Below are 19,003 nucleotides of genomic sequence, written 5' to 3' on the forward strand. Positions count from 1 at the left end.
CGTGTCAGGTTGCATCGCTTTCGCGGTCGACCAGCAGGACATTGTCGTCCGTCCGGCCTTCAACCGCAAAGCCATGTGCCGTCAAGGTCTCGCGCGGGTCCCGCTTCCAGGCCGCGCTGCAGTTCGTTTCCATCAACACCGCGCGCGGCCATTGCCCGCGTGGTGTTGCTTCGAGATAGGGCATCAGGACCCGGTCCTCGAAGCCCTCGACGTCAATCTTCATCACGTCCGGCCGGTCGATGCCGGCCTCAATCAGAACGTCGGCAAGCGGACGCACCGGAACCTCCTCGGCCGTCCAGATGCCCGCCTGACCATCGGCGAACTCGCCCGCAAGCGTGGCGAAGCCGCAATTGGTGGCCGACGACCACAAAGTCAGCATGCCCGGCTCCTCGCCCACCGCGGTGTGCGCCACGTGGATCCGGCCCGCCGGCCCGGCGGCCTCGTTGGCGGCGATGTTGAAGGCGAGCTTCTCGGCCGTGGCCGGAGCCGCCTCGATCGCCAGAACCCGCGCGCCGCGCCTGGCGGCGAACAGCGCATAGGTGCCGACATTGGCGCCGATATCGACGAAGATCGCGCCGGGGCGCAGCAAATCGCCGATCAACGCGTGCTCGTTCTGCTCGGGCAGACGCGCGCGCGCCAGAATCTTGCGGTCGTCGTAGTTCTCGCCCGGATAGAGGCGGAACTTCAGCCCGTCGACCTCGGCGTCGTAGGGGCCGGGAAACATCCGGCCGATCAGCCGCCCTGCCCTGTGCCGCAACGTGGCGCGAAAGCCGCCGCCGTCAATCAGCCGCCAGGCCAGCCTGTCGACGCCGCCGGCCGGGTAGGTCCCGAACGGCGACAACGTATCGATCTGAGCGGCCACCGTCGATATCTCCTGTGGCGTCACCTCTTGCCGACCCTAGTAGACACGCGCCTTGGGCGCGATCTTCTTGGGGTCGATGCCGCCGTCCTCGAACTTCGTCAGCGGCTCGGTCACGACAGGGCGATAGCCGAGCTTGACGTCGCCCGCCTCGTTCACCCAGGCGATCGAGTGCTTGCGCCAGTTCTCGTCGTCGCGACCGTCGAACGGGCCGTCCTTGAAGTCCTCGCGCGCATGGGCGCCGCGCGACTCCTTGCGCGCCTCGGCGGAGTAGACGGTGGTGATGGCGTTCGCCATCAGGTTTTCCAGCTCCAGCGTTTCCACCAGATCGGAGTTCCAGATCAGCGAACGGTCGGAGACCTTCACGTCCGGCATCTCCTTCCACAGCGCAGAGACACGCTCGCAGCCCTGTTCCAGGCTCTCCTGGGTACGGAAGACGGCCGCGTCCTCCTGCATCGTGCGCTGCAGCTTCTCGCGAAGCTCCGCCGTCGGCTGGCTGCCGTTGGCATGCCGCAGGCGGTCAAAGCGCGACATGATCTTGTCGAGCACGGCGTCGCTGGCGGTCGGTATCGGGGCCTTGCGATCGATCACCTGGCCGGCGCGGATCGCGGCCGCACGGCCGAAGACCACGAGGTCGGTGAGCGAGTTCGAGCCCAGACGGTTGGCGCCATGCACGGACGCACACGCCGCCTCGCCGACAGCCATCAGGCCGGGCACGACATTGTCGGGGCCGACGCCCTCGCCGCGCTGCACTTCGCCCCAGTAGTTCGTGGGGATGCCGCCCATGTTGTAGTGGACGGTCGGCAGCACCGGGATCGGCTCCTTGGTCAGGTCCACACCGGCGAAGATCTTGGCCGATTCGGAAATACCGGGAAGCCGCTCGTGCAGCAGCGCGGGATCGAGGTGGTCGAGGTGCAGGAAAATGTGGTCCTTCTTCGGACCGACGCCGCGCCCTTCACGGATCTCGATGGTCATGCAGCGCGAGACGACATCGCGCGAGGCCAGATCCTTGGCCGAGGGCGCATAACGCTCCATGAAGCGCTCGCCTTCGGAATTGGTCAGATATCCACCCTCGCCGCGCGCGCCTTCGGTGATGAGGCAGCCCGCGCCGTAGATGCCGGTGGGGTGGAACTGCACGAATTCCATGTCCTGCAGCGGCAGGCCCGCACGGGCCACAAGGCCGCCGCCGTCACCGGTGCAGGTGTGGGCGGAGGTGCAGGAGAAATAGGTGCGGCCGTAACCGCCGGTCGCCAGCACCACCATCTTGGCGTTGAAGCGGTGGATGGTGCCGGTGTCGAGATCCCAGGCCACCACGCCCTGACACACGCCGTCATCGGACATGATCAGATCGAGGGCGAAATACTCGATGTAGAACTCGGCGTTGTTCTTCAAGGATTGGCCGTAGAGCGTGTGCAGGATGGCATGACCGGTGCGGTCGGCCACCGCGCAGGTGCGCTGTACCGGGGGGCCGTCGCCGAAATTCTGCATATGGCCGCCGAAGGGCCGCTGGTAGATCTTGCCTTCCTCGTTGCGCGAGAAGGGCACGCCGTAATGCTCAAGCTCGTAGATGGCGGCCGGCGCCTCGCGGGCGAGATACTCCATGGCGTCGGTGTCGCCGAGCCAGTCGGAGCCCTTCACCGTGTCGTACATGTGCCACTGCCAGTTGTCCGGCGTCATGTTGACCAGCGAGGCGGCGATACCGCCCTGGGCGGCGACGGTGTGGGACCGCGTCGGGAAGACCTTGGAGATGCAGGCCGTCTTCAGGCCCTGCTCGGCCATGCCGAGCGTTGCGCGAAGGCCCGCACCGCCGGCGCCGACGATGACCACGTCGTGGTGATGGTCGACATAAGTGTAGGCGCGGCCACCCGTGGCGGGGGCGCTCGTTTGGGATGCGGACATGGACTCAGACCCCGAAGCTGATCTTGAGAAGCGCAAAGACCGAGGCCAGCGCGACGATCGTGCAGAAGAAGATGTTGGCCATCAGCCAGATGACCTTGGCCATCTCGCCCTGAACGTAGTCCTCGAGGATGATCTGCATGCCGAGCTTCATGTGATAGACCACCGAAAGGATGGCGAGCAGCATGAAGACGGTGACGACCGGAGATCCGAGAACCGCGACGGCGGTGGCGTGATCGGCGCCCTGCAGCGAGATCAGCAGAACGACGAAGAAGATGGTCAGCGGCACATTGGCGACCGCCGTCAGGCGCTGGTGCCAGAAATGGGCGGTGCCTTCGCGGGCGGAGCCGAGCCCGCGGACCTGGCTGAGGGGCGTACGCATGCTCATGAGCTGGGTCCTTTGCGTGTCAGGCGACGGCGAGAACGATGATCCACACCACGACGGTGAGGAGGATCGAGCCGATGACGTTGGCGAGAGCGATCTTGTCGCGGGTTCCCTTCTCCATGCCGCGCGCGGTATCCCAGAGGAAATGGCGCAGGCCGCCGAGGAGGTGGAACATCAACGCCCAGGTGAAGCCGAACAGCACCAGATAGCCGATGATGGATCCGAACAGACCGGAGACGAAATCGTAATAGGCGGGCCCGCTGGCGACGGCAACCAGCCACCAGGCCACGAGAAGCATGCCGAAATAAAGCGCTGCGCCGGTGATCCGTTGCAGGATCGACGTGACCATCGTCAGGATCGGCTTGTAAATCTGGAGATGAGGCGATAGCGGCCGGACGGCCTTGACGTCGGATTGCGACATACAAAGATCCTTTCCGCTTACGTAAGCGTAAGCAAATTCAGGATTATTTCGCTGGTCGTTCTAGCCCCATAGTACGCGCACGTCAAAGCCTGCGTTCGTCTTAGGCGAACATTCTCCGAATTCGCGCGTCCTCGGGGCGCCTTGAAACCTTACCTCGCGGATCGGGGGATTCGCACGATCCGCACAAACCCGCAGGCTCGCGCGGGTTACCAAGGGGCGCAAGAATAACCGTCCGCGAGCCCCAAAGCCTTACCTTAGCGGAATACGACCGGAAATGCGCTTTTGCAGGTGAACCATCAAGACCGTGCCGAAAATCGGCGCCAGCAGGTTGACGATGGGAATCGCCAGGACGCACGCAACGATCAGGCCTGCCACGAAGACTTCCGCGCCGTGTGCCTTGCGAAGGCGCTTCGCATCCGCGGGAGTCATGAACCGCATGGCGGCGAATTCGAAATATTCGCGCCCGATCAGGTAGCCGTTGACCAGAAAGAACGCGACGACGTTGACGCCCGGGATCAGCAGCAGGAAGAGCGCGATGATATTGCCGAGAATGACGATACCGAGAAACTTGACCGACAAGAGCACCGAGGGGATCAGCGGCATCGGGCGACCCGGCGGATCTTCCCGATAATCCGCCCGCTCGACCTTCTCCGCGATTTCGTCCTGATAGAGGGCGACGAAGACGGTGGCGACGGGCGCGATCAGAAAGCCGAGACCGATGAAGGCGCCGATGCCGGTCACAACGCTGAAGGCCGTATCCGCCCAGGGGTAGGCGGATATGTCGACCAGATACGTCACCGCCCATTCGATGGCGAGCCAGATGACGACCAGCAGCGCGATCGTGATGCCGAGCGACTTCCACAGGATGGCGCGGAAGGGCTGCGAAAGGACTTGCGCGATGGAGCGCATGGCAAGGGAGAGCATTCGGGACCCGTCATCGGAGAAAGATGTCAGGTTCACATAGGGGGCGGCATGCCCGCGCACAAGCGCGAAGGCCGCGGGCGCGCCCGCCACATTCGCGCAATACGGGGATAGCAGACGGGCTCAGTTCCGTGCGTACTGGCCGAGGTTCGAGGGCAGAATCAGTTCGTAGGGCACCCAGTCGTAGAGCTGGGCGAAGTCGCCCTTCGCCATCACGACCGCATCCTTGACCGCCTGCTCCGCCTGTCTTGGCGCACTTTGAAGCAGGGAAACCTCGAGATTGCCGGCCTTCATCTCGTCAAGAGCGGCCGGCGTGCCATCGACCCCGCCGATCACAACCGCATCCAGCGAAACCCCTGCCTTTTCATAGGCGCGGATGGCGCCGATCGCCATCTCGTCGTTGTTGGCGGCGATGACGTCGATGCGCGTGCCCCTGGAGAGCAGGCCGGCAATGATCGTTTCTGCCTTTTCCCGGCTCCAGTCGCCCGTCTCCTCGTGAACCACGGTCAGACCCGGGTTCTGGGCGAGCACTTCCTTGGCCCCTCGCGTGCGGCCCTTGGCGGCGGGATGGGAGTCCGCGCCACGCAGGATCACGACGTTGCCCTTGCCGCCGGCGAGCTCGGCCAGCATGCGCATCTGCGCGCGACCCGCGACCAGTTCGTTGGAGGACACGATGGCGACATTGCCGGGAAAGGAGATCTGCGGCGGGGTGCGGTTGACGTAAACGAGCGGCACCTTCGCATCGGCCATCATCTGGTTCACGGTTTCCGTGACATCGTCATCAACCGGCTGGAAGATGATCGCGCCGACGCCGTCGGCCAGGAAGGTACGGATCTGGTCCAGCTGAACGTCGCGTTTGTCGTCCGCGATCACGATCTTCAGGTTCACGCCGTCCATCTTGTCGGCCGTGTCCTCAAGCGCCGTGCGCAGCAGCGCGAGAAAACCCTTGTCCAGATGCGCCATCGCGACGCCAACCTCGGTCGCGCCCGCGGGAACGGCGCCGAAGCCCAAAAGCGCGGTGACGAGGATGCACAACCGTTTCATCATGCCATATCTCCTAAAATCGTGGTCGATCCGCGTCGGGCCGTCAGGCCGCGCGCACCGTCGCCAGAAACTTGCGCATCTCCGAACGCAACCGTTCGGCCTGGGTCGCCAGCTCGTTGGCGGATTCGTTCACCTGCGCCGCGGCACTGGCGGATTGCTGGGCAGCGGAGGAGACGTAGGCGATCGTGCTTGTCACCTCCTGGGTGCCGGTCGAGGCCTGATGGATGTTTGCGGCGACTTCCGACGTCGTGCGGCCCTGGGTCTCGATCGCGTCGAAGATCGAGGACGAGATCTCGCTCATTTCCGTGATCGTGCGGCCGATGCCGCCGATCGCGTTGGTCGCGTCCTCGCTTGAGGTCTGCATGGAGCCGATCTGCACGGAAATCTCGGCAGTCGCCTTGGCGGTCTGCTCGGCGAGCCCCTTCACTTCCTGGGCGACGACGGCGAACCCCTTGCCAGCTTCCCCGGCCCGCGCGGCCTCGATCGTCGCGTTGAGCGCCAGCAGGTTGGTTTGCGCGGCGATCTCGTCGATCAGGCCGATGATCGCGCCGATCTTCTCCGCGTCGGTACGCAGGCCCGTCATGCGGTCGTTGGTGTGGTTGGCTTCCTCGACCGCGCGCGAAGCGACGCTGGTGGAGTGTTGCACGCGCTGGCCGATTTCCCCCGCGGAGGAGGAAAGGATCTCGATCGCCGCCGCCACGGTCTGCACATTCTGGGCGGCCTGCTCTGCCGATGAGGCGACCAGGGAGCATTGCGCGTTGGTCTGATCGGAGGCTTCCGTAAGCGTGCCGACGGTGGCCTGCAGTTCGGTCGCGGCCGAAGCGACCATTTCGACCACCTCGCCGACCGCGGACTCGAACCCGTCGGCCAGCGCGATCATCTCCTGCTTGCGCTTCGTCGTGTTCTGCTCCTCAAGCCGCACCTGCTCCTCGCGCAGCCGCTCCGCCGCCGCCATTCCATCCTTGAAGATCAGGATGGCACCCGCCATTGAGCCGATCTCGTCGCCACGCTCTGTGCCCGGTACTTCGGTATCCATCTTGTTCTCGGCCAGAGCGCGCATTGCCGCGGTGATCTGCGTGATCGGACGCGAGACGCTGCGGATGTTGAGCCATGCGACCAAAAGGCCGGAGAGAACGATGACCGCGAGCGCGACGAGCACGCTGGTGCGCGATGCCGCGCTGATTTCGCTGGCGCTGTCTGCCGTCGCGGCGGCGCGCCGCTCACGGTAGTCGAGCATCGTCTTGGTCGCCGTGTAGAAGGCCGTCGCATCCTTGCGCAGGTCGTTCATCAGAACGCGGTTCGCGAGTTCCCTCTGACCGGCATTGTCGAGGACCGTCACTTCCTCGGCCACAGCAAGAAAGTGTTGCCACGCGTCTTTCAGTTCCGTCGCCAGGCGTTCCTCCTCCGGCGTGGAGATCTGCTTGGCAAACCGGCTCCAGGCGGCGGAGAAGTTGAGGCGGGCCTGGGAAAGTTCCTTCTCGAGGTCGGGATCCGCCTCGCCGGCGAAGTGCCGCAGGATCTCGTAGGCGTTAAGCTGCTGACTGAGGCGCGCCATGTCGCCCAGCGTGGATACGCCATCGAATTCCGAGGCGAGGGCCGACGTCCTCTGCGTGACGCCGTCGAGCCGCTGAAGCGCGAAAACGCCCAGCGCGACAACGAAAATGAGAATCAGCCCGTAGCTGACGAAAAGACGCGCCCGTATCGAAAGCTTGTTCATCACCAGGTCCTGAAGATCGACATATCACCGAAGTCACGATGCACCGTTCGAAAACTGACAAGTATTCGTTAATTTATCATTGTATATAGTATTACTTACTATATACGCATTAGAAAAATTTGATTCTTTACTTAAATTGCACGAAACCGGAATGCGCGAGCCGGGATTTCCGGCATCCCGGGTTCTGTTCGGCGCGCGCAGGCCGGCCTTGCGGCGGCCGGGTTGAATTTCTCCCAACAAATCGCTGGCAAAATGCGCCCGTGTCGGTCATATTCCGCGCGCATTCGGGACCCATATGGTTCCTGCCATTGATCGCGGCCTGCCATAGGCAGCCGGCGATCGTTTCCCGGCGAACCGGAAGAAGCCGTTTCCCTGACAAGGGCCGCGCGTTGTTCTCCCCCGCCAGACCGTGCTGGACGACATCCCGGCACAGGCCTGGGGTTTTGCCGCAGGACCCCCGATCCGGCGCGAGCCGGTCGGTGTCCTATCCTCAATCCGGAGGCGCACAGAGCGACGGGTACGCCCGCCTCGCGCCTCCCCAGTGACCGAAGAAGGAAAGCCGATGTCGATCACACCTGAACGCAAGCAGGAACTGATCAAGGAATACGCCACCAAAGACGGTGATACCGGATCCGCCGAGGTCCAGGTCGCCGTTCTCACGGAGCGCATCACCAACCTGACCGAGCACTTCAAGACCCACGCCAAGGACAACCATTCCCGTCGTGGCCTTCTGAAGATGGTCAGCCAGCGCCGTCACCTGCTCGATTATGTCAAGGGCAAGAGCGAAGAGCGCTACCAGAGCCTGATTCAGCGGCTCGGATTGCGCCGCTAGAGCCGCATGACACAATGAGGCAGCGGGCCATGTGCCCGCTGCGTTCGTATCCGGTCCCGGAAACCGGCGGCGCAGGAAACCCTGCCTCGCCGTAGTCCAGGGCTGAACCCGGAGGGCCATGGGGCGAGATCGCCGGATGCTTTTCACTCACGTTTCGCGTGCGAAAAGCTTCTTGCCGTCTTGCCCATGGCTCGTCTGAGACCCGGATCGGAACGCCCCTCAGGGAGCGCGCCGGTGCGGACTTGAGAGGAACCGACCGGCAGGCACAGCCGCGGCGAGGCCGCGGCGATCCGGTCGCATTCAGGGGCACCCCGACAGGGGCCCTCCTGGAAAGGACAAGCTATATGTTTGATATTCAACGCGAAGAAATCGAGTGGGGCGGCCGCCCGCTGATCCTGGAGACGGGCAAGGTCGCCCGCCAGGCCGACGGCGCCGTGATGGCGTCCTACGGCGAGAGCAAGGTGCTGGCCACCGTCGTCTCCGCCAAGCAGCCCAAGCCCGGCTTCGACTTCTTTCCGCTGACCGTGAACTACCAGGAAAAGGCGTTCGCGGCCGGCAAGATTCCCGGCGGCTTCTTCAAGCGCGAAGGCCGTCCGAGCGAGAACGAGACACTGGTCTCGCGGCTGATCGACCGTCCGATCCGCCCGCTCTTCGCCGAAGGCTACAAGAACGAGACACAGGTCATCATCACCGTTCTCTCCCATGACCTGGAGAACAACCCGGACATCCTCGCGATGGTCGCGGCCTCTGCCGCGCTGACGCTTTCCGGCGTTCCGTTCATGGGCCCGATCGGCGGCGCGCGTGTCGGCTATGTCGACGGCGAATACGTGCTGAACCCGATGACCGACGACATGCCGGACAGCAAGCTCGACCTGATCGTCGCCGGCACGGCCGACGCGGTTCTGATGGTCGAGTCGGAAGCGCAGGAGCTGACCGAGGAAGTCATGCTCGGCGCCGTGATGTTCGGCCACACGCACTTCCAGCCGGTGATCGACGCGATCATCCGTCTTGCCGAAAAGGCCGCCAAGGAGCCGCGCGACCACGTCGTGCCGTCCCATGACGAGCTCTTCGCCAAGGTCAAGGAGATCGCCGAGGCCGACCTCGCCGCCGCCTTCCTGATCGCCGACAAGATCGAGCGTTCGAACAAGGTCAGCGCCGCCAAGGACAAGGTCATGGCCGGCCTGATCGTCGAAGGCGATGCGAACGCGCCGGACAAGAACGTCGTGTCCGACCTGTTCAAGAAGCTTGAGGCCTCGATCGTTCGCGGCCGCATCCTCAATGAGGGGGCCCGTATCGACGGCCGCGACCTGAAGACGGTGCGTCCGATCGTGTCGGAAGTCGGCATCCTGCCGCGCGCCCACGGTTCCGCCCTGTTCACCCGCGGCGAGACCCAGGGTCTCGTGGTGGCGACGCTGGGCACCGGCGACGACGAGCAGTTCGTCGACGCGCTGACCGGCACCTACAAAGAACGCTTCATGCTGCACTACAACTTCCCGCCCTACTCCGTGGGCGAGACGGGCCGCATGGGCTCCCCGGGACGCCGCGAGATCGGCCACGGCAAGCTCGCATGGCGCGCCGTGCATCCGATGCTGCCGGCCCATCACGACTTCCCCTACACGCTGCGCGTCGTCTCCGAGATCACCGAGTCCAACGGCTCGTCCTCGATGGCGACCGTCTGCGGCACTTCCTTGTCGCTGATGGACGCCGGCGTTCCGCTGACCCGTCCGGTCGCCGGCATCGCCATGGGCCTCGTGCTCGAGGGTGACAAGTTCGCCGTTCTCTCCGACATTCTCGGCGACGAGGATCACCTCGGCGACATGGACTTCAAGGTGGCCGGCACGTCGGAAGGCGTCACCGCGCTGCAGATGGACATCAAGATCGCCGGCATCACCGAAGAGATCATGAAGGTCGCGCTGGGCCAGGCCCAGGAAGGCCGTCTGCATATCCTCGGCGAGATGGGCAAGGCGCTGGGCGAGGCCCGCACCGAGCTCGGCGAGTTCGCGCCGCGCATCGAGGTGATCAAGATCGCGGTCGACAAGATCCGTGAAGTGATCGGCTCGGGCGGCAAGGTCATCCGCGAGATCGTGGAAAAGACCGGCGCCAAGATCGACATTGCCGATGACGGCACCATCAAGGTGGCGTCTTCCGACGGCAAGGCGATCCAGGCGGCGATCAACTGGATCAACTCCATCGCGGCCGAACCGGAAGTGGGCATGATCTACGACGGCACCGTCGTGAAGACCGTCGATTTCGGCGCCTTCGTCAACTTCTTCGGCGCCAAGGACGGCCTGGTCCACATCTCCCAGCTCGCCCCGCAGAAGGTCGCCAAGACCACCGACGTGGTCAAGGAAGGCGACAAGGTCAAGGTCAAGCTGATGGGCTTCGACGATCGCGGCAAGGTCCGCCTGTCGATGAAGGTCGTCGACCAGGAGACCGGCGAGGAGATCAAGCAGGACGCGTGATCCGCGCCCGCTGATCGACTGCAAGATACGAAAGGCCGGGGTGGCAACGCCCCGGCTTTTTTTATGCGCGTTGAGCCAAGGGGAAAGAAAGAGTAACGCAGGCGCTAGAGCCTATGCCGATCAGATTTACTTAATCTGAGCGGCAAGACTATGCTCAAGGTATCGACCTGGAGAGGTTTCTTATCGACCAAGCGATTCCGCTTGGTCGGAAGGCACTCTGGCGCGTCATCCGATGTCGGGATTCCGGATCCGCGACCGGCTTCGGGCTCCGCCTCACTTGTCCGGAATGGCGAAGGGGGCGATTTCTACCCGGACGCCGGTCAAGCCTCAGTGTCGGCTCCGATGGCCCGACAGCCCCCGATATGGACGCCGGCCGGCACGCACACCCGGCGCCATGCGCCCGTTAGTCGCGCCGCTTCCCGTCGTTGGCTGCGCCGTCCGCCCCCCACTCAGTTGAGCGGCACGGAGAGCTTCACCTGGCCCGAAACGGCGTTGTAGTCCTCCGCGCCGATGCCGTCATAAGATCCGTTCGCCTCCACCCGCACACCACTGGGCATGCGCACGTTGAGGCCGAGTTCGGCCTTCGCGCGCATTTCCACGCCGGCGGAACTTGTCGTCGTGGTGACCCCATAGGTGTCGCGCTTGAAGTTCCAGATGCCGGTGAGCTTGGCCGAGGGAGCGATCAGATAGCCGGTCTCGGTCTGGTAGGTGTAGGAGATCTCGGGGCCGAAATCGAGCTGGCCAACGCCGACCGTCTGTTCCGGTATTTCCACGCTGAGGCTGTCGGTATAGGCCTCCTGCGTCTCCTGCATGTAGGCGACGTTGGCCGAAGGCCGGAAATTCCAGGCGCCGAAGGCCCAGTCGCCGATGAGACCGGCGCGCACCAGCCAGCGCGTGGTGGAGAAATCGTCCGTGTAGGTGTTGAACGGGCTCACCTGGTTGAAGGACGTGCCCCATGCGGCGCGCGTGTCGAAATAGAGATTGTTCGTCAGCCGCAGAGTCGCGTAGGGCCCGGCCATCCAGCCGACGCCGTTTGCGTTGGCGTTGAGGGTCGTGAAATCCTGATCCATGTAGTCGAGCTGAACCAGCGCGCCGACAAGAATCCGGTCGCTGACAAGATAGTCGGCACCCGCATGGAAGATCGCGAAGACGCCATCGCTGTCCGAACCGTCGGAATTGTCCTCGAACCAGGTGAAGGAGCCGCGGAACCACACGTCCCACAGGGTTTGTTCAGGCGGCAGACCGCTCGGATTGTGCGCGAAGACGCCGGATGTGGCGAGAAGGGCCTGCTTGGCCCGGTCCTGCGCGACATAGGCGGAGCGGATCTGGGCAAGCGAGGTCTCGAAGGCCATGGCCACGCCGCCGGCCCCGGCCTGCGTAGCGGTGACGTCGAACGGCGTGCCGGTGCCGCTCGCCCCACCGCCGAAGCGGTTGCGGAGCCGGTCGATGCGCCGGTTCTGGCCCGGCTCGTTCGACAGGATCAGGTCCACCCGCTTGCTGAGGAAGCGATTGATGATGGCCGTCGTGCGTTCGCGCGAATTCGCCGTCTCGAACACGCAGGTGATGGCCTCACCCGTTTCCACCACAATGGTGGCGGTCGCGGAACCGACACTGGCGGAAGAGTTGGACGTTCCCCCCGTCTCCGTGCACGAGATGCCGGCGAGGCCGAAACCATCCGGCATGCCGGCCTTCGGCAGCGACAGCGTGTAGCTGCCCGCCACCACATCGACCGCGGCGGAACTGCCGGCCCCGTTCGACGTCGTGATGGCAAGGCCGTTCAGCGCCGTGGCACTTGATGAAAAGGTGAAGGTGCCGTCGCCCTGGCTGGAATTCACCATCACGGTAACGGAGCCGAGTTGCTGCACGGTGAGGTTGACGTTGCGGATCTCGGTCGGCGGACCGGAGGCGCTGATGTTGGTGAACGTCACCGTGCCGGAATAGGGCGTCGCGCTCGCCGCGAAGCCGTTGGCGGTCGCGGTGATCGACACGGTGACCGTCTGGCTGCCGCCAGCGGCGATGGTACCACCGGTCGAGGAAAGCCCGATGAAGGCCTGGCTTGCCGCCGCCGTGTAGCTGAGCGGGAAACTGCCGGTGTTGGAGATGACGTAGTCCATCGTCGCGTTGAAGGGACCGCCGACGGCTCCGCTTGTGTTGAAGTCTCCGCTCGTCACCGTGAACTGCGGCGCATCGCCAACCACCAGCGTGTCGCTGGCCGCGGAGACCGTCGTCGCGGTGCTGTTGGCCGTGGCCGCCAGCGTGCTTGTCGAGAAACTGTTGCTGCCGCTCGTTGTCCCGAGCGGAACAAGCACGGAGACGGTGAAGCTGCAATTGGCGCCGGCGGCAAGCGATCCACCGGACACGCTGAGGCTGGACGTGCCGGAAACCACCGCGCCGCCACATGGCGCCGCGGGCGTGGCGGAGGAAACGGTTGCCCCCGTGATCACCGCATCGACCGGCATCGTGAAGGCGAGGCCGGATACGGTCGACACCGAATCGGGATTGGTGATGGTGAATTGGGCTGTCGCGGTCCCGCCTGGCGCAACCGGATCATCGGTGAACTGCAACGCGAAGGTCACATTGTCGGCCGGGTTCGCGACCTCGAACGTATCGGAGGCGGGCGGCGCGATCTGCGCGGCCGTCTCGAAAAGCGCACCGGAGGTGCTGGTATAGGTGTTGGGCGTCGCGTTCGACGGTGCTGCCAGGTTCACCGTGAACTGGCAAGTCTCGGAAGGGTTGAGACTGCCGCCGGTAAGCTCGATCGAGGTGGTGCCGGCCAGCGCCGACCCCGCGCCGCAGGGATTGCTCGGAAGGGCCCCGGAGACGACAAGCCCGGAAAGCACGGCATCATAATCGTCGGTAAAGCGGATATCGCTGAGCGCACTGCCCGACGCCGGGCTGAGGATCGTATAGGTGACGGAGAAGGTGCCGCCGGGCAGAACCGGATCGCCGGAAAAGCTCTTCTGCAGGGTGACATTGGTCGGCGAGATGGTGAGATCGTCGCTCGCCGCCGCCACGCTTCCCGAGCCCGCGCCGATCGTGACGGCAACCGTGCTCGTGGTGTTCGTGGAGATGCCGGGCGATGTCCCTGACGGGATCGCCACGGCGACATCGAATGTGCAGGTCGCACCGCCCGGCAGGTTGGAAACGCTGGCCGAAATCGTCGTGGTGCCGGTGACGTTCCATGAGCCGCCGCCCGAACAGCTGCCCGAATCGGCGGTGACGGTTGCCGCGAAGCCCATCGCGGTCAGGTCGTCGGTGAAGGTCGCGCCGTCGATGGCGACCGAATTGACGCTGTTATCGAGCACGAAGCGCAACGTCACGGAGCTTCCGGCTTCCGCCGGATCGTCGGTGAAGGTCTTGGTGAAGATGATATTTTCATAGGGCGAGGAAACGCTCAGCGTGTCGTTCATGCCGCTGGCGCTGGTCAGCGGGGTGCTGTTCACCGTGGAACTGATCACCGATGTGGTGTTGCCATAGGTGTTGGCGGCCGCATTGGAAGGCACCGTGAACTGGATGGAGAAGGTGCACGAACCGCTCGCCAGGATGTTGCCGCCGGAAAGGGATAGCGTACCCGCGGTGCCGCCGCTGCTCAGCGACAGGCTCGAGCCCGTACCGCAGGGGTCGCTCGGCAGAGAGCCGGACAAGACGAGTCCCGGCGAGGGAAGCCCCAAGCCGTTCAGGTTGTCGCTAAACGAGATGGAGGTCGCATCGTCCGCCGTGTTCGGATTGCTCAGCACGTATTGCAGGGTCACGACGGAGCCCGCGACGACCGGATCGTCGGTGAAGCTCATCGTGCCCGTCACGGCCAGGACGTCGGAGACGACGAGCGTGCCGGTTGCGGCCGAGCCCGTCGCCGTCATGATACCACTGCCGGAATCCCCGCTGACATCGGACGTCGTGTTCGGGTAGGAACCAGCGGCCGCGCCCCCCGGCACCTGCACGGTGACGGAGAAGGTGCATTCGTCGCTGGCCGCCAGATTACCGCCCGAAAGCGCGATGGTGCTCGTGCCGGAAACGGTCGATCCCGTTCCGCAGACATTGCTGGCGGGAAGCCCGGTGGCGACGGCGCCGGTGAGCATTGCATCGAGATCGTCGGTAAACGCGAGGTCGGTAATTGCCGTCGCCTCGTCGTCATTTCGCAGCGTGAATTCGAGCGTTACCGTATCGCCCGGACGAACGGGATCGTCGGTGAAGGTCTTGCTCAGGCTGACATTGATATCCGGCGGAGAGACCTGCAGCGTATCGCTGGCGGGTGCGCCGGTGCCGCCGTCGCTCGTCACGTCGCTGGAAGTGGAGGCGTAGTCGCCGGCCGGCGTGTTTGCGGGAAGCGTCAGGGTCAGGGTCAGGGTGCAGGAGGCGCCGGCCGCGAGTGTGCCGCTGTTCAGGACCACGGACGGCGTTCCGCTAATCTCCTGCGTGAAGAGGAACGATCCGGACCCGCACAGATTGGAGCCGGTTCCCGCGGTGACCGCCGCATCGGCCATCGCGGCGAGGCTGTCGGTGAAGGCGATAGAGCCGAGCGCCGTGATCGTGCTGGGATTGCTGATGACGTATTGCAGCGTCACGGTGCCGCCGGCGGAAACCGGATCGTCGGTGAACGACTTGGTCATCACGGGCGTCGTGGTGACGACGTTGAACGATGCAGACGCGGGGTCGCCCGTGACCGGGGAGCCGCCAAGCTGACCGGATATCGAGCTCGTCGTGCTGGTGACTGTGGTGTCGGAGGCGCTGGCAGGTACATCGAGTGTGACGGTGAAGCTGCAGCTTTCGCGCGACCCGAGAGTGGCCCCCGACAGTGTCAGCGTGGAGGATCCGGTCAGCTGGGACCCCACCCCGCAAAAGCCGGTCGCGGGAAGCGCGGACGCCGTCAGGCCGCTCAGCGCGGCGTCGAGATCATCCGTGAAGGTGATCGCGGTCGCGGCGGAGGAGGAACTCCGGTTGGCCAGCGTGTAGGTCATCTCGATCGTGCCGCCGGGCGCAGCGGCAGTGCGCGCAAACTGCTTGATCAACGTGATGTCACCGGTGGGCGCGGTCACCGTCAGTGTTGCGGTGGCGGCGCCTGAGGTCCCTGCGGACGAACTCAGTTCGGCCGAGTTGACATACGTACCGGCGCCCGTGTTCGTGACATCGACCGTGACCGTGCACGATCCGGCTGCCGTGAAGAACGCGCCGGAAAGCTGAACGGTCTGGGAACCGGTCGTGGCGCTCGCAGCCCCACCGGTACAACTGGTCGCGACACTGCTTGGAGAGGCCACCTGAAGGCCGGTTGGCAGGGTATTGTTGAAAGCAACGCCGGTGACAACACCCGAATTCGGCTTCGTAATCGTATAGGTGATCCTTGATGCGGCGCCGATACCGACGGTCGCGGGCGAAAACGCCATGTCGAACTCGAGGCGGGCGGCATCCACGGTCAGTGTCGCGCTGGCAGTGCCCGAGTTTCCGGCGCTCGATGTCAGGTCACCCGAGGTGTTGTTGTAGGCCCCGCCGGTGGAGGCCGTCACGTAGATCGAGACGGTGCAGCTGCTGTCTGCTGCCACGCTCGCTCCGCTCGCCCCGCCATTGCCTTCGAAGGTGAACGTATCGCTCGCATTCACCGTGACGACGCCGTCTATACAGGTCGTCTCGCCACGCGGCGACGCTGCCACGGTTGTTCCGGCCGGCAACGTGTCGGTGAACGTCATCGCCGTCACCGGCGAGCCGCTGCCGTTCGTGATCGTGAAGATGAGACGGGATTCAGCACCGGCCGCGATCGTGCTCGGCGAGAATTGCGCGCTGAAGGTCGGCTGAGCGTCAGCCGTGTGTGCCGTCGCGATCGTCGCTGCCAACAGCAACCCGATAGCGGCAAGGACGCGCTTGGCCCCGATCATCCGTAATCCTTCCGATACTCGATTTCGTCTCACCGATACGGTGATGAAATATGCAGTGTCCGTTTCACGCGAGGTCCGGCAATACAGGACCAGGTCCACCGCGAATGCGTCGTGCCGGAGATCTTTTCGTTCGAACGCGGCTTGTATTGATTTTATTGAATTTAAACACGCATTTAACGTCGAAAGACACTGGCCGTGGGATGTTCGATTGCCCCAACCCTTACGTCAAGTCGGGTTGCGTGCAGATGATGACTATTCGCCAATGGGTTGCCGATGTGCCACATTTATGCCGGGTTTTTGTCTGCCCGACACATTCCCGGCGACCGGAATGCGGCGCGGCCTTTCGCGCTAACACGAGGGGAACCCGGCCTGGGGGCGATCCGCCCGCCAGGGAGCGCGCGAACAGACCAGCGCGACCGAAAAATTCGGGGCGGGAATTTGGCGCGGGAGCTCGCGGTGGGAATTTGGGGGTGGGAGTTCGGGGCGTATAACGAAAAAGCCCCACCGAATGGATCGGCGGGGCTTTCAAGACCTGATTTTCGGACGTTCGGCGGGGGCTGTCATATCGCCGGACCGCTCGCCCGGCGTCTCGTGACGGGTTTACCGCGGCACCATTCCGGCACCCGCGGCCAACGCTCTAAAGGTTGGCCAGGGCGCCTTTCATGTTCTTCAGATTGTCGAGCTTGGTCGCGGCGGCCAGACGCTGGTCGTCGTCCTTGGCGTCCGCGAAGTCCTCTTCCGCATTGCGGATCTGCTCGGCGAGGTCCTCTGCCTTGATGTCGGCGACGTCGATCGCCTCCTCGGCCAGGATCGTCAGGCCATTCGGATTGACGTCCGCGAAACCGCCGACGACGTAGAGCCTGCTCTCGTGGCCGTCCGTATGCTTCACCGAGATGAAACCCGGGCGGACCGTCGACATGGTCGGCGCGTGGTCCTTCAGGACGCCGAAATCGCCGTCCGTACCGGGCACGACGACTTCGTTCACCGCTTCTGAAATCAGCAGGCGTTCCGGCGAGACGAGCTCAAACTGAAACGGTTCCGCCATGGCAAGCCTCGTTCGTTCCTGAAAATCCGCCGGAGCGTCAAGTCGCTCCGGCGCTCAATTCGATCGGTATCGGCCCATCGGTCAAGACGGGCGTCGGATCAGGCTGCCTCGGCGGCCAGCTTCTGTGCCTTCTCGACCGCTTCGTCGATGGAGCCGACCATGTAGAAGGCGGCCTCGGGAAGGTGGTCGTAGTCGCCGGAGCAAAGGCCTTTGAAGCCCTTGATGGTGTCGGCGAGATCGACGAGCTTGCCCGGCGAACCGGTAAAGACCTCGGCGACGAAGAAGGGCTGCGACAGGAAGCGCTCGATCTTGCGGGCGCGGGCCACCGTCAGCTTGTCCTCTTCCGACAGTTCGTCCATGCCCAGGATGGCGATGATGTCCTGCAGCGACTTGTAGCGCTGGAGGATCTCCTGCACCTGACGGGCGACCGCGTAGTGCTCGTCACCGATGATGCGCGGATCGAGCATGCGCGAGGTGGAGTCCAGCGGATCCACGGCCGGGTAGATGCCCTTTTCCGCGATCGCGCGGTTCAGCACCGTCGTGGCGTCGAGGTGGGCGAAGGTGGAGGCAGGCGCCGGGTCGGTCAGATCGTCGGCCGGCACGTAAACGGCCTGCACGGACGTGATCGAGCCCTTGTTGGTGGTGGTGATGCGCTCCTGCATGGTGCCCATGTCGGTCGCCAGCGTCGGCTGATAACCCACCGCCGAAGGAATACGGCCCAGAAGCGCCGAAACCTCGGAACCGGCCTGGGTGAAGCGGAAGATGTTGTCCACGAAGAACAGCACGTCCTGACCCTGGTCGCGGAAGTGCTCGGCCACCGTCAGACCCGACAGGGCGACGCGGGCGCGCGCTCCCGGGGGCTCGTTCATCTGGCCATAAACGAGGGCGGCCTTGGAGCCTTCCCCGCCGCCTTCCTTGTTCACGCCGGACTCGATCATTTCCCAGTAGAGGTCGTTGCCCTCACGGGTACGCTCACCCACGCCGGCGAACACCGAGTAGCCGCCGTGCGCCTTCGCGACGTTGTTGATGAGCTCCATGATCAGAACGGTCTTGCCCACGCCGGCACCACCGAACAGGCCGATCTTGCCGCCCTTGGCGTAAGGCGCCAACAGGTCCACGACCTTGATGCCCGTGACCAGGATTTCCGCTTCCGTCGACTGTTCGACATATTCGGGCGCCGGCTGGTGAATGCCGCGCGTGGTCTCGGCCTTGATCTCGCCGGCTTCGTCAACCGGTTCGCCGATCACGTTCATGATGCGGCCGAGCGTGCCGACGCCAACGGGAATCGCGATCGATCCGCCGGTGTCCTTGACCTCCTGGCCGCGCACCAGACCTTCGGTGCCGTCCATGGCGATCGTGCGAACGGTGTTTTCGCCCAGATGCTGGGCCACCTCGAGCACCAGGCGCGAGCCCTGGTTGTCCGTTTCCAGAGCGTTCAGGATTTCCGGAAGGTCGCCCTCGAAGTGGACGTCGACGACGGCGCCGATGACCTGGGTGACTTTTCCGACCTTAGTGTCAGCCATCACGAGTTCCTCGTCTCAAATCCGGTCAGAG

General features: G+C 64.3%; 12 protein-coding genes. 2 read left to right on the plus strand and 10 right to left on the minus strand.

What is annotated here, in order from left to right:
- Window positions 1–4: 4 nt before the first annotated feature.
- From C8N35_RS05010 to C8N35_RS05040, 7 genes are all read right to left on the minus strand, one after another.
- Window positions 5–862, minus strand: a complete 858-nt coding sequence (locus C8N35_RS05010; protein WP_210203385.1) for an FkbM family methyltransferase — start codon at window positions 860–862, stop codon at window positions 5–7.
- A gap of 36 nt (window positions 863–898) precedes the next feature.
- Window positions 899–2,758 (minus strand): succinate dehydrogenase flavoprotein subunit, encoded by a 1,860-nt coding sequence (gene sdhA, locus C8N35_RS05015; RefSeq protein WP_107988462.1) that lies wholly within the window; start codon window positions 2,756–2,758, stop codon window positions 899–901.
- Between the two features lie 4 nt (window positions 2,759–2,762).
- On the minus strand, window positions 2,763–3,137 hold the full coding sequence (gene sdhD, locus C8N35_RS05020) for a succinate dehydrogenase, hydrophobic membrane anchor protein (RefSeq protein ID WP_107989095.1): 375 nt from the start codon (window positions 3,135–3,137) through the stop codon (window positions 2,763–2,765).
- Between the two features lie 25 nt (window positions 3,138–3,162).
- Window positions 3,163–3,561, minus strand: a complete 399-nt coding sequence (gene sdhC, locus C8N35_RS05025; protein WP_107988463.1) for a succinate dehydrogenase, cytochrome b556 subunit — start codon at window positions 3,559–3,561, stop codon at window positions 3,163–3,165.
- Between the two features lie 249 nt (window positions 3,562–3,810).
- On the minus strand, window positions 3,811–4,485 hold the full coding sequence (locus C8N35_RS05030; protein WP_107989096.1) for a sulfate transporter family protein: 675 nt from the start codon (window positions 4,483–4,485) through the stop codon (window positions 3,811–3,813).
- Window positions 4,486–4,605: 120 nt separating this feature from the next.
- A complete protein-coding gene (locus C8N35_RS05035; RefSeq protein WP_107988464.1) occupies window positions 4,606–5,529 on the minus strand; it encodes a substrate-binding domain-containing protein in 924 nt (307 codons plus the stop codon).
- 40 nt (window positions 5,530–5,569) lie between these two features.
- Window positions 5,570–7,243 (minus strand): methyl-accepting chemotaxis protein, encoded by a 1,674-nt coding sequence (locus tag C8N35_RS05040; RefSeq protein WP_107988465.1) that lies wholly within the window; start codon window positions 7,241–7,243, stop codon window positions 5,570–5,572.
- Window positions 7,244–7,805: 562 nt separating this feature from the next.
- On the opposite strand from C8N35_RS05040, the gene rpsO reads away from it, so the two are divergent.
- Both rpsO and pnp read left to right on the plus strand, forming a co-directional pair.
- Complete coding sequence (gene rpsO, locus C8N35_RS05045; RefSeq protein WP_107988466.1) at window positions 7,806–8,075, plus strand: 30S ribosomal protein S15; 270 nt, start codon at window positions 7,806–7,808, stop codon at window positions 8,073–8,075.
- A gap of 344 nt (window positions 8,076–8,419) precedes the next feature.
- Complete coding sequence (pnp, locus tag C8N35_RS05050; protein WP_107988467.1) at window positions 8,420–10,537, plus strand: polyribonucleotide nucleotidyltransferase; 2,118 nt, start codon at window positions 8,420–8,422, stop codon at window positions 10,535–10,537.
- Window positions 10,538–10,986: 449 nt separating this feature from the next.
- Here the strand turns inward: pnp and C8N35_RS05055 are convergent, their stop codons facing one another.
- From C8N35_RS05055 to atpD, 3 genes are all read right to left on the minus strand, one after another.
- Window positions 10,987–16,404, minus strand: coding sequence for a DUF7933 domain-containing protein (locus tag C8N35_RS05055; RefSeq protein ID WP_107988468.1), 5,418 nt, complete (start codon window positions 16,402–16,404; stop codon window positions 10,987–10,989).
- A 637-nt stretch (window positions 16,405–17,041) separates the two neighbouring features.
- Window positions 17,042–17,449 carry a F0F1 ATP synthase subunit epsilon gene (locus C8N35_RS05060; RefSeq protein ID WP_107988469.1) on the minus strand — a complete coding sequence of 136 codons (408 nt, stop codon included), beginning with the start codon at window positions 17,447–17,449 and terminating at the stop codon, window positions 17,042–17,044.
- A 98-nt stretch (window positions 17,450–17,547) separates the two neighbouring features.
- Window positions 17,548–18,972: a F0F1 ATP synthase subunit beta gene (gene atpD, locus C8N35_RS05065; RefSeq protein WP_107988470.1), complete on the minus strand. Its 1,425-nt coding sequence runs from the start codon at window positions 18,970–18,972 to the stop codon at window positions 17,548–17,550.
- Window positions 18,973–19,003: the final 31 nt, after the last annotated feature.

Origin of the sequence: Breoghania corrubedonensis, from assembly GCF_003053845.1 — a bacterium.
Taxonomy (GTDB): Bacteria; Pseudomonadota; Alphaproteobacteria; order Rhizobiales; family Stappiaceae; genus Breoghania; species Breoghania corrubedonensis.

Coding starts and splice junctions, on each gene's coding strand:
- sdhC (WP_107988463.1), bottom strand. CDS start 3,561: ATGTCGCAATCCGACGTCAAGGCCGTCCGGCCGCTATCGCCTCATCTC.
- pnp (WP_107988467.1), top strand. CDS start 8,420: ATGTTTGATATTCAACGCGAAGAAATCGAGTGGGGCGGCCGCCCGCTG.
- sdhD (WP_107989095.1), bottom strand. CDS start 3,137: ATGCGTACGCCCCTCAGCCAGGTCCGCGGGCTCGGCTCCGCCCGCGAA.
- rpsO (WP_107988466.1), top strand. CDS start 7,806: ATGTCGATCACACCTGAACGCAAGCAGGAACTGATCAAGGAATACGCC.
- C8N35_RS05040 (WP_107988465.1), bottom strand. CDS start 7,243: ATGAACAAGCTTTCGATACGGGCGCGTCTTTTCGTCAGCTACGGGCTG.
- C8N35_RS05060 (WP_107988469.1), bottom strand. CDS start 17,449: ATGGCGGAACCGTTTCAGTTTGAGCTCGTCTCGCCGGAACGCCTGCTG.
- atpD (WP_107988470.1), bottom strand. CDS start 18,972: ATGGCTGACACTAAGGTCGGAAAAGTCACCCAGGTCATCGGCGCCGTC.
- C8N35_RS05055 (WP_107988468.1), bottom strand. CDS start 16,404: ATGATCGGGGCCAAGCGCGTCCTTGCCGCTATCGGGTTGCTGTTGGCA.
- C8N35_RS05030 (WP_107989096.1), bottom strand. CDS start 4,485: ATGCTCTCCCTTGCCATGCGCTCCATCGCGCAAGTCCTTTCGCAGCCC.
- sdhA (WP_107988462.1), bottom strand. CDS start 2,758: ATGTCCGCATCCCAAACGAGCGCCCCCGCCACGGGTGGCCGCGCCTAC.
- C8N35_RS05035 (WP_107988464.1), bottom strand. CDS start 5,529: ATGATGAAACGGTTGTGCATCCTCGTCACCGCGCTTTTGGGCTTCGGC.